Here is a 13,328-nt window from a genome sequence, read left to right as displayed (position 1 = left end):
CGGAATTGGCTGAGGCGCTCCCCCTAATGCGCGAAACCGGGAACCAATCATGCCACGACGCGGAAAATTCTCTCCTCACCGAGCCGAGGAGTGGAAACGCCCGCCGCCGAGAATCGGCGCGCGATCAATCAGGCGAGGTGTCCGCGGCCGTCGCGGTCGACGCGGACGCGGAACTTCCGGCGGTCGTCGTAGAAATCCTCGCGGCGGAACTGGCGGCCGGTGGCTTCGAGTTCGGATTCCTCGCAGGTGACGATCTGGTCTTCGCCTTCGATCGTGAGGCCGTAGCAGACGGGTTGTCCGGGTTCGCGGCCGATGCCGAGGATGACGCCGGTGCGGCCGGCGAGGTGGGCGTTGTGCGGCTGCGGGCGGGCGAGACGCACCTCTTGGTAGAAGGCAAAAGGGTTCATCGGGCGCGCGTGAACGGGTGACGTCCGCGCCGCGCGATCAGGTAGCTGGCGACGTAGACGAGCGCGAGGGCGAGCGGGCCGGCGAGCCACTCGGCGGCGAAATCGCGCCAAGGATCGATGCGCGGAGAGACTTCGAGCCCGGCGGCGCCCGCGGCGAGCAAACCGGTGAGCGCGACGCACGCGAGGGCGGCGATGAAGCCGGTGTCGGCGAGTTGTTGCGCGCGGGTGCGCGCGGGCGGCAAGTCGGACGAAACGGTGCGGATCACCGCGGTGGGCTCGTGGCTGGCGGAGCGGAGGGCGGCGAGGAGCGGAGCACCGAGGTCCGTGGCGCTATAGAGCGAGTAAGTGAGAGAGTCGTGATACGGCATCGGGCCGCCGACGTTGCACCAAGTCTCCGTGTGCAGGAGGGCGACGAGGCGATTTCCGCTGCGCCATTCGGCGGCGGTGATCGGATCGTGGAGTTCGGGTGCGGTGTCGCGGTAGTGGGCTTCGAGAGCGGTGAGGTCGACGCGCTGGCGGCGACGGCCGGGGCGGTCCCAGAAGAGCGAGGCAGACGTCGCGAAATGCGTGTCGACCGCGCGGACGAGGGCGAGCACGACGCGGGAGTCGACGACCATGTCGGTCACGGCCGGCGCGTGCGTGGATTGCACGACGGCGAAACGATGCGTGAAGCCGTGGGCGCGCGCCGCGGCGGGCACGGGCGTGGCGTCGTGCGTGCCGAGGACGATTTGAAACGGAGTGCGGAGCATCGCGGCGGTGGAGAGTGCGGAAGATCGAAGGCGGAACGCGGAAGGCAGGACAGCGGAGGACGGAGGACTGAAAACGGAGGACGGGGGACTGAGGCGGGTTATTTTTTCTCGGCCTCGGGGAGCGGCTTGACGGGGTCGGCTTTGGCGCGGGCTTCCTTGACCCACTCGGCTTCGGCGAACATCGCGCCGGCAATGTCGGTGGCGGCGAGCGCGGCGGTGTTTTCGCGGAGGACGAGGAGGAGCGAGATCTGTTTGTGCCAGAAACCTTCGGTGACGCCTAAAATGCCGGCGTAGCGCTGATGGACGGCGAAGTGTTTGGCGCGGTCGTTGCCGGCGGCGGCGAGTTCGGCTTCGTATTGCTGACCGAGCTCGGGGCCGACGAACGGGAAGAGGAGCGGCGGCACGGGGTTGCCCTCGGCGATCAGCGGGAGGGCGCGGGCGCGCAGCTCGGGTTTGTTCATGAAGCTCGTGGCGTAGAGACGGCGGGCGCGGTTGCGGACGGCGGCGCGGGCGGTGCGTTCGAGGGCGGGGGCGAGCTCGGTGATGGGCAAGTCGCCCATCTGCGCCATGCGGTGCTGGCGCATGACTTCGGTGGCGGTGTCGGAGTCGACCCACTCCTGGCAAACGGCGGCGACGGAGACGGGTGTTTCCTTGAGGCGTTTGGTGAGCGCGTCGGCGCCGGGCACGTCGCGCTGGATGTTGACGGCGACGGTGAGGTCGAGCGTGGCGCCGGCGCGCCAGCCGAGCTGGGCGCGGGCGCGCGCGCGGGCGAGCCAGAACGTGGCGTTGGCGGGATCGGCGGCGATGAGAGCGGTGAGCGTGGCTTCGAGGGCGAGCGATTCGCCGGTGCGGTGGAAGAGCGCTTCGATCACGTCGAGCTCGGCGAATTTTTGCGTGAGATTCTGGTAGGCGTCGCCGGAGGACGGGAGCGCGCGGACTTGGGTGAGGATCTCACCGAGGGGCTGTTTGGCGGCGGCGGTGCGGGTGAGTTGGGCGACGAGATCGCGGAGGAGATTCGCGACTTCGGGGTGGGCGAGGGTTTCGCGGGCGAGTTGCTCGCGGATTTTTTTGAGCGTGGCGTGCGTGTCGGCGCGTTCGCGTTGGGCGTCGGTGGGGCGCTGGCCGGCGAGCTCGAGGTGGCGGGCGCGTTCGCCGGCGTCGGGCGAGTGGAACGTGGAGAGTCGCGCGATCTGCGCGACGGTGGCACCGAGGGAATCGGCGGCGGCTTTGCGGTCTTCGGGGGCGATGAAGGGATTGAGCGCGGCGAGGCTGAGGTCGGCGAGCTGGCAGCGGCGCGCGAAGAGTTCGGCGTCGTAACTTTCCCAGAGGCGGGCGCGGAGCTCGGCGGCTTTTTCCTTTTGGCCGGTGCTCTCCATCAGACCGATGGTGGCCTGCTGGCTCTGGCAGCTGAGTTGAAATTCGTCGAGGTCGGTGACCGTCGGTGTATCGGGTAGCGGAAGCGCGGCGCGGGCGGCGAGAGCGAACGAGACGAGGAGCGTGAGGACGAGGAGGCGCATGAAGGGGAAGTGCGGGAGGGGGGCGGTGTGGGCGGACGACACGGAGGTCGTCCCTTCAAGGACTCAGAGCGCCATGAGGCGGCGGAGCGCGGCATAGACGTCTTGGCTGACGGCGTCCTGGTGCTGGCGGACTTGGTTGCGCTCGGCGCGTTGGCGGGCTTCGGCGGCTTCGATCTGCGCGGTGACGGCATCGACGTCGCGGCAGAGCGCTTCGAGGTGGCGGAGTTGCGGGCTGGAGTAGCCGCTGTTGTAGGCCTCGGCGAGGGCGTCGAAGTTGGCGTCCTTGTAGTTGACGGAGATCTGGTGGAGGTTGCGGCGGCGCTCGAGGAGGGAGTCGATGCTTTCGTTGAAATCGAGGGCGGGCGGCTCGTCGGTCGCATTAAGCAGGCGGCTGAGCTGGCCGAGTTGCGCGGACACGGCGCGGACGCGGCCGTAGAGGCGCTGCAACATGGCGAGGTTGGAGCGGGCCTGCTGGTAATTGCGGCCGCGGTAGGGGGCGAGGACGGCGCCCATGCCGGCGGTGACCGAGCCGGCTTCGAAGGCGGGCTTGAATTGCTCGAGGGCGGTTCTGAGTTCGGCGGTGGAAATCGAGCCGGGTTCGAGCAGGCGGCGCCAGGCGGCGCGCGTGGGCTCGTCGGGCAGATCGTGGGTGAAGGCGAAGCCTTCGACGGCCGGTTGCGCGAGGGCGATGGCCTCGGGGACTTTCAGCGTTTCGAGCGTGCCGAGCAGATCCACGGCGTCGCGCAGGCGGATCTCGACGAGGCGGCACTGGATGTAGCCGGCGACGATGAAGGCGTAGGCGCGCACGGCGTCGGGCGGGAGCTTCTTCAATTCGAGGCGCTGGCCGCCGCAGTGGTAGGTCGCGAGATTGCGGAGGAGCGAGTCGAGGTCCTTGCGCACGGCGGCGGCTTTGGCGCGGCGCTCGGGCGCGGGAGTGTTTTTCAGCTCGGTGAGGTGGCGGCGGACGAAGGTCGCAGGGTCGTTGTTGGCGACGAGCGCGTCGAGGGTGGTGAGCGTGGCGCGATTGTGGCGGACGAGCTCCTTCGTGCGCGCGATGGCGGCGAGGGCGAGGTCGTTCTGGCCGAGGCGCCAGTGCGCGAGCGGCAGGAGCAAATGCGGCGACCAGCGGAGATCGTCGGTCGCGATGGCGGCGCGGAGCAGAACGGGAAACGAGGGATCGGCGCGGCCGGATTTGAGGGAGGTCCAGATGCGCTGCTCGTCGGCGGTGAGTTTTTCTTCCTGCGCGGGCGCGTCGGTGACGGCGGCGATGAGATCGGGCAACGGCGCGAAGGCGGGGTGTTTCTTGGGGTCGCACCAGAGTTGGAGGTCCGCAAGGGCGCGCTCGGCAGAGAGCACGTGGCCGGTGCTCAACGCGGTCACGATGCGGAGGTGGCAGAGGCGCTGCACGAGCGCGATGCTGTCGGCGGGGAGATCAGGATCGAAGAGGTAGGCTTCGCCGTGGCGCTCGGTGAGCTGATCGTCGATGTCATCGCTGGCGGCGAGGGCGGCTTCGAGGTGTTTCTCGGGGACGTCGGTCGGCGGGTAGCGGAGGATCTGCGCGTAGGCGGTGAGAAACGGTCCGCGTTCGAGCGCGACGATGCGCGCGCGGTAGGCGTCGAGCGAGATCGCGGGGGCGGTGTCGGGGAACTGCTCAAGCTTCGCCAGCTGCTCGCGGGCGGCGGCGAAGTCGTTCGCGAGGAGCGCGCGGCGGAAGCGGAGCTTGGCGACGGCGACAACGTAGTCGCGGTCGCGAGGCACGGCGTCGCGGCCGGCGGGAAGCGCTCGGTGGAGCTGGGCGAGGACGGCGTCCTCGGCGGCGACGAGATCGGCGTAGGCTTGGAGCGTGGCGAGTTGCGCAGGGGAGAAGGTCGCGTCGAGCGGCTCGTTCAGCAGCGCGGCGCCAGCGTGGGCTTCTAGGCGCGCGAGAGCTTGATGGACGCGCGAGGCGAAACGCAGGCGCGGGTCGGCGAGGAGCGGCTGGAGTTTCTCGCGCCAGGCGAGATCGAGGCCGGCTTCCTTCTCGGCGCGCGCGAGGTCGCCGTGGAGATCGTAGTGGGCGAAGTCGAAGGTCGGCTGGTGCGCGCGGACGTCGGCGAGGAGCGAGAAATAGTTTTCCCAATCGGCGCGCGCGGCGGGCGTGGCACAGACTTCGCGCGCGGTGGCGACGAGGAGGGCGGCGAGGCGCGCGGCGCCGGGCTCGCGCGCGGCGTCGCCGAGGAGGGCGCGGACGAGGTCGCGGAAACCGCGGCGCGCGCGCTGGAGATTGGCGGGCGGGAAATTTTTCTCGGCGCTGAACTGCTGCTGGAGGTTGTTGACCGCGCGGAAATACAGGCCGTCGGCGAGAGGGTAGGCGCGGGCGGTGGCGGCGAGTTCGGCGTAAGCGAGGAAGTCGGTGGAGTAGGGATCGTCGGGTTCCTTCGCGGCTTGGAACTTCGCGAGGGCGGGCGCGAATTTCGCGCGGTGCGCTTTCCACTCGGCGAGCGCCCACGCGGGCGCGCCGGTGGCGCGGGCGGCCTCGCGGTCGGCGCCGGCGAGATCGCCGGTGTGCCAGAGCATCCAGGCGCGGGCGAGGGCGACTTCGCCGCGCACGGTGGCGTTGGCGAGCGCTTCGTTGGCGAGTTCGGCGGCGAAGTTCACCGCGCTGAGGCGCGCGAGGATGAGCGCGCGACGAGCCTGCGATTGCGCGCGGAGATTGGCGTCGGTCGAGTCCTCGGTGCGGGCCGCCTCGGCGTAGGCGCGGACGAGTTGGCCCTTTTGCAGCGCGGAGGCTTCGGCGTCGGGCGGGCGCAGCGATTTGTCGGCAGCGAGGAGATCGGCGGCGTCGGCGGCGATGCCGTGGGCGAGCGGATACTCGGAGCCGATGGGTTCGCCGCTGAAGTGCAGCTCCGCCGGCGGCTCGTCGGCGTGGGCGACCACGGCGAGCCAGAATGAAGAAGCGATGGTCGCGGCCAGGAGACGATGCATCGGACGCTCGAATCAGAGGTGCAGCGAGAGGCGGACGCGGAAGCTGCCGGTGTCCATGTCGACGATCAGCGGCATCTTTTCGTTGTCGAAGAGGCGGATGAATTTCTCGCCGTCGGCCGACTTGAGCAGGATCGTGTTGATGCCGCCGATGGTGTCGTTACTGTCGGGGATGCAGCCGTAGTCGATGGAGAGCGGCATCACGCCGGCGCCTTCGGGGTCGAGCTTGAAGGTGATTTTGCCGTCTTGGCCGAGGTCGAGCTCGACGGGTTGGCCGGCTTTGGCGTCGGCGAAGACTTTTTGCGAAACCCAGACGGAAGTCTTGTCGGTGAGCGTGTGCTCGCCCGCTTCGAAGTAGTTGTGCAGCGCGGTGGCGGAGGCGACGGCGTCCTTCGACATCGTGATGAGACCGACGGGGCCGAGATCGGAAAAGACGTAGCGGAACTTGATCGGGCCGTCCGGAGTGGACGACGGATCGAAGGCGACGAGCAGCGTGCCGCCGGTGCTGAGTTTGTAGACGAGACGCGATTGCGGACCGAAGAGCTTGAACGCGGCGGCCGGCGATGGGGTGGCGGCCGGAGTGGCGGGAGTGTCTTCAGCGACGAGGCGAGCGGCGGCGGCAAGGAGGATGGCGAAGAGGGCGAGGAGGCGGAGTTTCATGGGCGAGGGAAGGAAAGGGGTGTGTGGATCAGTCGGTGTAGCCGTGGGCTTGGAGCCAGGAGTGGAGCGCGAGAAAAACGGCGCCGAGAACGACGGCGGCCGCGACGCCGGCCCAGCGCAGCGCGCGGCGATTTTGCTGCAGGGCGCGGACGGCGGTGTAGCCGGCGAGCCCGCGCAGCATCCAGAATGTGCCGAGCGCGAGGCCGAGGATGCCGAGCGCGATGGCGGCGTGGAAATACGTGACGGCGCGCTCCTCGGCGACGGCGGAGGCGATGGATCTCGCCTGCATCCACAGCAGGCCGGCGCCGCCGACGAAGAAGCCTAAGCCGAGAAGCCGCGCAGCGCGATCGCTGCGCGGTTGCCAGAGGGGTTCGCTCATGGAGGGAACGGCGCGGTCAGCGCGCGTAGAGGCCGCACGGCGCGGAGACGGCGGCCGGACCGCCGGTGATGCCGCCGGGCGGGATGAACAGCGGCACCTCACGGCCGTCGACCCAGAGTTGCGCGGACGCGGCGGCGCGTTCGACGCCTTGTTGCCAGAACGGCGTCATCGGCGCGGGGGCGCGGTGCACGAGCGTGGGCGCGGAAAGTTGCGCGAGGCGCGTGCGGAGTTCGTGGCCGCCGACGCGCACCAAGGCGCCGACGGAGTCGGCGGTGACGTCGATCGCGATCTCGGCGGCGAGCACCGGCGCGGCTTCGAATGGCGTGCCGGCGAAAATTTTCGGGCCGAAATAGGCGCCGACTTGCACGTCGGTGGAGACGAAGCCCATCACGGTGGGCGCGGTGGTCGGGTCGGGTTGGAAAAAAACCATGCCCGCAGCGGCGCTGCCCCGGGGCGTGTGGACGAGGCGGGCGACGTGAACGATGACGTTGGGTTGCGCGAGCGTGGGGGCGGTGCAGGCGACGAGGTCGACGCCGCTTTCCCAGCTCATCCAATCGGAGAGGGTGTTGTGCATGTGGGATCGGGATCCGCGCGAATCCTAGGGCAGCGCGGCCGGTTTGGGTATACGCGGTCCTGCGTAGCCGCTCGGGCGCCGGTCTCCGGGCTTGCATGGCGGGCGGCGGCGCGGTGCGCTGCGTCGTGCGCGCGCCACATTCCGCTCCTGCGAAACCCACCGAACTCAACGTCTGCGGCTGGCAGGCCGTGTCCGCGCTGTTCGCGCAACACCCGGCCGACGTGTTGCGGTTGTTCTTCGATGCCCAGACGGGCAAGCGCGCGGGCGAGATGTGCTCCTACCTCGCGCAGAACAAGCGCGTCTACCGCCAGGTGCCGCCCGAGGAACTCGAGAAGGTCGCCGGCACCGTGCATCATGGCGGCATCGTCGCGGTGATCGCGGCGCGGCCGTTGCGGCGCGTGACGCCCGATGTGCTCACCGCGTGGGCGAAGGCGAAGACGCCGCTCTTGCTCCTCGATCGCGTGAGCAACGCCAACAATCTCGGCGCGATCGTGCGCAGCGCGGCGTATTTCGGCGTGCGCGCGATCGTGATTCCCGATGCACCCGGCCAGGCGGTCCCGAGCGAGGCGGCGTATCGCGTGGCCGAGGGCGGCATGGAGTTCGTGGAGTTCTATCGCGTGCCGTCGCTGGCGGATTTTTGCGCGACGTTGAAGCGCAGCCACTACCTCATCGGCACGAGCTTGCGCGGCACGCAACTGTCGCCGCGCGAAGTGCGCGACCGCGGCTTGCCGCGTCCGCCGGCCATCGTGCTCGGCAACGAGGAAAAAGGCATCGCGCCGGGCGTCGCGGCGGCGTGCGATCGACTCGTGAAAATCCCCGGCGCCGAAACGGTCGAGTCGCTCAACGTGTCCGCGGCAGCGGCCGTGCTCTGCTGGGAATTTTTCGGCGCACGGTGAGCGGGACGCCGCCCGGCGGACGCTCGGGTGGTGGCGGGCGCGTCAATCGCGCCGCAGCACTGCGCGCACGGGCGAGCCGTCGCCGCCGCGCACTTTCAGCGGCAGCGCGATGAGTTCGTAGACGCCAGGCTCCGCTTCGCGCAGGTCGAGGTTTTCGAGGATGAGCACGCGGGCCGCTTCGAGCGCGTGGTGCGTGAGCAGGTCCTTGCTCGTGGGCTGATCGACGGACGGGAAATCCATGCCGATGAGCCGCACGCCATGCGCGCCGAGCCAGGCCGGCAACTCCGGCGCGTAGCGCGGCCAGCCGGGCGGAAACTCGGCGGGGTTTTGCCAGCAATCGGTGCGAATGAGCGCGCGGGGCGTCGCGGTCCAGTCGAACGGCGCGAAGAGTTCCGGCGTGAGCACGTCGCGCCCGCGGGCGTCGATCACGCGCGCCGGTCCGACGTAGGCGTCGAGCGCGACTTCGTCGATCTTCGCGCCGGCATCGGCGAAGTGATACGGTGCGTCGACGTGCGTGCCGGCGTGCATGCTCGTGACGAGGCGGCCGACGTTGGCCGAGTAGCCGCCGGCCTTGGTGGCGGCGAAGGAGAACTCGGTCGCGGTGTCGCCGGGCCAGACGACCATGCCGTTGTGGATCGGGCGGGAGATATCGATCAGTTTCATGTGACGCTGCCGCGGTGCGCGGGAAAGGTTTCGTAGCTGCGGGTGACGGCGATGTGGTGGAGCCGTTCGATGGTGGCAACGCAGTCGCTGTAGGAATTATAGAGCGCGGTCGGTGCGAGCCGGACGACGTCGGGCGGACGGAAATCCGGCACCACGCCGGCCGCCTTCAACGCCTGGCAAATGCGCCAGGCCTCCGGATGGGCGAGCGACACGTGGCCGCCGCGGTGCGCGGGATCGCGGGGTGTCACGACGGTGAAGCCGAGCGGCGCGAGGTGCGCATCGGCGAGTTCGATGAGCCACGAGGTGAGCGCGAGGGATTTTGCCCGCAGGGGAGCGATGCCGCCGGCGGCAGCGAAGAGTCCGAGCGCTCCCTGCAACGGCGCCACGCTCAGGATGGGCGGCGTGCCCACGTGCAGCGCCGCGGCGCCGAGGGCGGCCTCGTGCGTGTGCGACATGGCGAAGCGCCGGCCGAGCGCCACGCCCCACCAGCCGGCGAGGCCGGGCGCGCGCGTGTGGTGGCGGCGATGGAGGTAAAGGCCGCCGACCGCGCCGGGGCCGGCGTTGAGATACTTGTAGGAACACCAGAACGCGAAATCGACGCCGTCGGCATCGAACACGTGCGGCACGGCGCCGATCGAGTGCGAGCAGTCGAACCCGATCACGATGCCGCGCGCGTGTGCTTCGCGGGTGAGGCGCGCGAGATCGAGCCGTTGGCCGCTCGTGAACAGCACCGAGGGCAGCACCGCGATCTGCACGTCCGGGGCGAACGCGGCGATGATGTCGTCCTCGTTCAGCGTGCGCCCGTCGCGGCTGCGCACCTCGCGGTAGTGCGTCGCGGGATCGAGGCCGCGCAGGCGGAGGTGACTGGCGATCGCGTGCGCATCGGAAGGGAAATTCAGTTCGTCACCGAGGATGACGCGACGCGTGGCGGCGGGGTCGAAAAGCGTCGCGAGCAACTGATGGAGATTGCCGGTGGTTGAACTCGTCACGCAGAGCTCGTCCGGTGCCGCGCCGACGAGCGGGGCGAGCTGCGTCGCGATCGTCTCGCACAGTGAAACCCACGGCGGCGTGGCGTCCGTCCAGGCGCCGATGCCGAGCGTGCGCCACTCATCGAGCACGCGGCGCGCGGCGGCTTCCGCAGGACGCGAGAGCAGCCCGAGCGAATTGCCGTCGAGGTAGATTTGTCCCGCCGGCAGGTGAAACTCTGCCCGCAAGCGTGCGAGCGGATCGGCGCGATCCAACGCAGCGGCGTGGTCCCGGAGGGCGGCAAACGGCATCGCGCAAGCCTTGGAATCCATCCTTTCGGAGCAAACGCGAAAGCTCCCTTCGCGGCCAATGTTCCTATTAAGCAACTATGCTCTACTCTGGTCCCGCCCGCCTTCGCCACCTCGATCCGCTCCTTTCGTTGATCGAAATCGCCGCCGTCGAACTCGCGCGCGAGTTGCGACGCCATGCCGTGCCGCGGCGGCCGGCGCGGCGGAACGCCACGCTGCGGCCCGGCGTGGAAACGCCGCACTGGCTCGCGCTGGTCGAGATGGTGCGACCGCTCCTGCGGCGGCGGGGCGCGAAGGCGCTGCTCGCCTATGAGCTCGGCTTGCATCGCGGGCGCATCACCCAGTTTTTCACCCGTCGGAGCGCGATGCCGGATGCGGAGCGCACGTTGCTGCTGCTGTTCTGGTTGGTGCGGCAGGACCGGAAGCGTCGGAACAAAATTGCTTAATAGGAACATTGGCTCGATTGGCGCGGGGCTTGAAAACCGAGGCGAGGGCGGCAGCATGCGGCGCGTGAACAGGCCGATCTGGGACGATGCGCCGTGGGAACCGCTGCCGCAGCTTGCGGGCGTGGTGCGGGCGGATGTGTGCGTGGTCGGCCTCGGTGGCTCGGGGCTGGCGGCGCTGGAGGAGTTGCGCGCGCGGGGTGTGGATGCGGTCGGGATCGACGCGCGTGGCGCGGGCGCGGGTGCGGCGGGGCGCAACGGCGGCTTCGTGCTGGCGGGACTGGCGAAGTTTTATCACGACACCGTCGCGCAGTTCGGGCGCGAGGTTGCGGCGGGCATTTATCGCGCGACGGCGGAGGAAATCCAGCGGCAGGCGGCGGCGTTGCCCGGTGTGTTCAAATTGAACGGCTCGCTGCGGATCGCGGCGAGTCCGGCGGAAGGGGAGGATTGCCGCGCGCATCTGGCGGCGTTGCAGGCCGACGGGTTTCGAGTCGAGTGGTATCGCGGGCCGGAGGGCGAGGGGTTGTTGTTGCCGACGGACGGCGTGTTTCAGCCGCTCGCGCGGGTGCGGGCGGTTGCGCGGCGGTTGCGCGAGCAGGGCGTGCGTTTGTTCGAGCGCTCGCCGTTGAAGAAGCTCGTGCCGGGGCAGGTCGTGTCCGATGTGGGCGCGGTCGTGGCGGACACGGTGATCGTCGCCGTGGATGGGCGGCTGGAGCGGATTTTCCCGGAGCTGGCGTCGCGCGTGCGCACGGCTCGGCTGCAGATGCTGGCCACGGCGCCGACGCGCGAGGTGAGTTTTCCGCGGGCGGTCTACTGGCGTTACGGCTACGAGTATTGGCAGCAGCTCGCGGACGGTTCGATCGCGCTCGGCGGGTTTCGCGATCACGCGCTGGAGGAGGAATGGACGCAATCGGCGGATCCCACGGACTTCATTCAGGAAAAGATCGAGCGGTTCCTGCGCGGGCATCTCGGCGTGAATGCTCCCGTGACGCACCGCTGGGCGGCGTCGGTGGGTTACACGATCGATGGTTTGCCGCTGCTCGAGGAGGTGCGCCCGAAAGTCTGGGCGCTGGGCGGCTACAGCGGCACGGGCAACATCGTGGGTTCGCTTTGCGGTCGCGCGGCGGCGGCGCGGGCATGCGGCGAGCGTTCGCCGTGGGCGGAATTGCTGCGGCAGGCGCGTGCGCGCGCGAAGGTCTAGCGTGTGCGACGGGCGCGGACGCGAGGTTGCCGGGGAGGTGTTGGCCGGGCGCGCGTGTTTGGGCGAGGGGGAAGGCGTCTAATTTTGACTCGGCACGGGCCGGGCGTTGGGGCTGAGTGGCGTTCCTATGCGCCGGCTGAAAGTCCTGTTCGTCACCCCCGAGGTTGAACCTTTCGTCAAAGTGGGCGGTCTCGCCGACATGGTCGGCGCGCTGCCGAAAGACATCGCGGCGCTCGGCCACGATGCGCGGGTCATGTGCCCGCTCTACGCCACGACGAAACGCGTCGGTGAATGGACGACGCGCGAGGAGCCGCTCGGCGTCGATGTCGGTCCCGAGGCGCGTTGGGCGCGCACGTGGGAAACGACGCTGCCGGGGACCGCGGTGCCGGCCTATTTCATCGAGCACGATTGGTATTTCGGCCGCCCGGAGGTCTACAGCGAGTCGAGCGACAATCCGTTTCGCTTCGCGTTCTTCTGTCGCGCGGTGCTCGCGCTGTGCGAGCAGCTCGACTGGATCCCGGACGTGATCCATGCGCACGATTGGACGACGGGCCTGCTGCCCGTGATGCTGAACACGACGCTGCGCGACGGACCGCTCGGGAAAATCGCGACGGTTTTCACGGTGCACAACCTCGAGCATCAGGGCCTCGCGCCGCGCGGACTCGTGGAGTTTTCTCGGCTGCCAATGAGCGAGTATCGTGCCGACTCGCTCGAGAGCCACGGCCAGGTGAACATGATGAAGGGCGGGCTCTATCACTCGTCGAAGATCACGACGGTGAGTCCGACCTACGCGCAGGAAATCCGGACGCGCGAAGGTGGCTTCGGACTGGATAGCGTGCTGCGTTTCCGCTCGGCGGATGTGATTGGCATCCTCAACGGCATCGATGCCGCCGCGTGGGATCCTGCGACCGACAAGGCGCTGCCCGCGAATTTCTCCGCCGCCGATCTCGCCGGCAAAGCGGCGTGCAAGGCGGCGTTGCAGGAACGGCTCGGCCTCAATCCCGACGCGCATGTCGCCGTCTACGGCGTCGTCGCGCGTCTCGCGCATCAGAAGGGTCTCGACCTGCTCGCCGAATCGATCGGGCACATCGTCGAGCGCATGCACGTGCAGTTTGCCATCGTGGGCAGCGGCGACGAGCGGACCGAAGCGATGTTCCGTGCGGCGGCGGCGCGCTATCCGGGCAAGATCGGGGCGTTCATCGGCTTCGACCCGAAGCTCGCGCGTCTCGTGCAGGCGGGCAGCGATCTCTTTGTGATGCCGAGCCGTTCGGAGCCGTGCGGTCTCACCCAGATGTATGCGATGCGCTACGGCACGTTGCCGATCGTGCGCGCGACCGGCGGCCTCGTGGACACGGTGGTGAACTACGACGAAGGCTCGAATCGCGGCACGGGTTTCCTTTTCCGCGAAGCGAACTCGGCCGCGCTCTACCAGGCGATCGGCCGCGCGTGCGCGACTTACTACGACCGGCGCGAGGAGTTTCGCGCCATGCAGCTGCGTGCGATGGCGCAGGATTTTTCGTGGGCCGCGAGTGCGCCGAAATACGTGGAGTGTTACCGCTGGGCGATCGAGGCGCGGACGGGCGTGGCGCTGGAGGAGTGAGGCG

Annotated in this window: 13 protein-coding genes; 4 read left to right on the top strand and 9 right to left on the bottom strand. The window is 69.2% G+C overall.

Translation table 11 applies throughout. From position 1 onward, the window contains the following. Positions 1-128: 128 nt before the first annotated feature. The 7 genes from HZA32_21170 to HZA32_21140 form a co-directional block, all read right to left on the bottom strand. Positions 129-407, bottom strand: a complete 279-nt coding sequence (locus HZA32_21170) for an immunity protein 31 (protein MBI5426596.1) — start codon at positions 405-407, stop codon at positions 129-131. After that, the gene (locus tag HZA32_21165) at positions 404-1,156 is read right to left on the bottom strand and encodes a hypothetical protein (protein MBI5426595.1); all 753 of its coding nucleotides are present in this window, start codon (positions 1,154-1,156) and stop codon (positions 404-406) included. The genes HZA32_21170 and HZA32_21165 overlap by 4 nt, the downstream gene beginning before the upstream one ends. A 98-nt stretch (positions 1,157-1,254) precedes the next feature. Then, positions 1,255-2,673: a hypothetical protein gene (locus tag HZA32_21160; protein ID MBI5426594.1), complete on the bottom strand. Its 1,419-nt coding sequence runs from the start codon at positions 2,671-2,673 to the stop codon at positions 1,255-1,257. A 63-nt stretch (positions 2,674-2,736) separates the two neighbouring features. After that, positions 2,737-5,637: a hypothetical protein gene (locus HZA32_21155; GenBank protein MBI5426593.1), complete on the bottom strand. Its 2,901-nt coding sequence runs from the start codon at positions 5,635-5,637 to the stop codon at positions 2,737-2,739. A 12-nt stretch (positions 5,638-5,649) separates the two neighbouring features. Next, complete coding sequence (locus HZA32_21150) at positions 5,650-6,294, bottom strand: hypothetical protein (GenBank protein ID MBI5426592.1); 645 nt, start codon at positions 6,292-6,294, stop codon at positions 5,650-5,652. 28 nt (positions 6,295-6,322) lie between these two features. Continuing rightward, entirely contained in the window at positions 6,323-6,673 is a 351-nt protein-coding gene (locus HZA32_21145) for a hypothetical protein (protein MBI5426591.1), read from the bottom strand. Between the two features lie 16 nt (positions 6,674-6,689). Continuing rightward, positions 6,690-7,247 (bottom strand): hypothetical protein, encoded by a 558-nt coding sequence (locus HZA32_21140; GenBank protein ID MBI5426590.1) that lies wholly within the window; start codon positions 7,245-7,247, stop codon positions 6,690-6,692. A gap of 95 nt (positions 7,248-7,342) precedes the next feature. On the opposite strand from HZA32_21140, the gene HZA32_21135 reads away from it, so the two are divergent. After that, positions 7,343-8,143, top strand: a complete 801-nt coding sequence (locus tag HZA32_21135) for an RNA methyltransferase (protein MBI5426589.1) — start codon at positions 7,343-7,345, stop codon at positions 8,141-8,143. Between the two features lie 42 nt (positions 8,144-8,185). On the opposite strand, the gene HZA32_21130 is transcribed toward HZA32_21135, so the two are convergent. Both HZA32_21130 and kynU read right to left on the bottom strand, forming a co-directional pair. Next, entirely contained in the window at positions 8,186-8,806 is a 621-nt protein-coding gene (locus tag HZA32_21130) for a cyclase family protein (GenBank protein ID MBI5426588.1), read from the bottom strand. Then, positions 8,803-10,083: a kynureninase gene (gene kynU, locus HZA32_21125; GenBank protein MBI5426587.1), complete on the bottom strand. Its 1,281-nt coding sequence runs from the start codon at positions 10,081-10,083 to the stop codon at positions 8,803-8,805. Before kynU ends, HZA32_21130 begins: the two co-directional genes overlap by 4 nt. Before the next feature lie 128 nt (positions 10,084-10,211). Here kynU and HZA32_21120 point away from each other — a divergent pair, with 128 nt between their 5' ends. From HZA32_21120 to glgA, 3 genes are all read left to right on the top strand, one after another. Further along, on the top strand, positions 10,212-10,526 hold the full coding sequence (locus HZA32_21120; protein ID MBI5426586.1) for a hypothetical protein: 315 nt from the start codon (positions 10,212-10,214) through the stop codon (positions 10,524-10,526). A gap of 64 nt (positions 10,527-10,590) precedes the next feature. Continuing rightward, positions 10,591-11,724 (top strand): FAD-binding oxidoreductase, encoded by a 1,134-nt coding sequence (locus HZA32_21115; GenBank protein ID MBI5426585.1) that lies wholly within the window; start codon positions 10,591-10,593, stop codon positions 11,722-11,724. Between the two features lie 127 nt (positions 11,725-11,851). Further along, on the top strand, positions 11,852-13,324 hold the full coding sequence (glgA, locus tag HZA32_21110) for a glycogen synthase GlgA (protein MBI5426584.1): 1,473 nt from the start codon (positions 11,852-11,854) through the stop codon (positions 13,322-13,324). The last annotated feature ends 4 nt before the right edge of the window (positions 13,325-13,328 follow it).

This window comes from Opitutia bacterium (assembly GCA_016217545.1).
Lineage (GTDB): Bacteria > Verrucomicrobiota > Verrucomicrobiia > Opitutales > Opitutaceae > Didemnitutus.
The sequence above is the reverse complement of the archived record's forward strand: the minus strand, read 5'-3'. Positions and strand labels throughout refer to the sequence as shown.